Annotated in this window: 1 protein-coding gene; it reads left to right on the plus strand. The window is 53.3% G+C overall.

Annotated features, from left to right (window positions below):
• Positions 1-70 precede the first annotated feature (70 nt).
• Positions 71-745: YSIRK-type signal peptide-containing protein (locus tag ACMZ6Z_RS09530; protein ID WP_416132280.1), on the plus strand; the 675-nt coding region annotated here is incomplete at its 3' end.

Raw genomic sequence — 745 nt, forward strand, 5'->3', positions numbered from 1 at the left:
CCAAAGCAAGTCAAAGGCCTAGCCTTTTGAGTCTTGACGAATGCCATTTATCACATCAAAAGGAGAACATATGCAATTTCAAAGAGATCAACGACAGATATTCTCGATCCGTAAGTTCAAGGCTTACGGGGCGGCATCTGTCCTTCTAGGGTTGATGACCCTAGGGGTCAATGACAAGGCTCTGGCCGAGCAGATAGCCAAAGCCCAGGGAACACCTGACTCTGGTGAGGCAACCCAAGGAACCTCTCCAACGACCAGCGACACCCTTGAGACGGAAAGCTTGCTCATCACCCAAGCCGACGCTCAAGTTCCAACGACACCAGCACAAGCTGATAAGGCGCCAGAAGCCCCTGTCGCACCAAGTGTGGAAGCAGTTGCCCCTCAAGCCAGCTATGCCAAGCAGCTAGAGACAGCACGCCAAAAAGCCCTCAAGGAGCTAGAAGCCCTCAAAGGCGACCTGGATCATGATAGCTACACCAGCTACAGCAACCAGATCAAGGCAGCAACAGATACAGACGCCTTTGATCGCATCCTCAAGCGTGCCAAAGCCAAGGCAGAGGAGCACAAGGCGGCAACCAAACTTGCTAACCCTGCTAAGCCAGCATCAAGTGAGCCAGTCCAAGCAGAGGCGACAGATGCTCTAGCCGCTGAGGATACTAGCAACCTCAGCTATAAAGAACGCTTAGCGTCGGCTAGAGCCAAAGCCCTAAGCCAGCTAGACGCCCTCAAGGCTGACTTGTCAGCA

Source organism: Streptococcus pluranimalium, assembly GCF_047785705.1.
GTDB classification, from domain to species: domain Bacteria; phylum Bacillota; class Bacilli; order Lactobacillales; family Streptococcaceae; genus Streptococcus; species Streptococcus pluranimalium_A.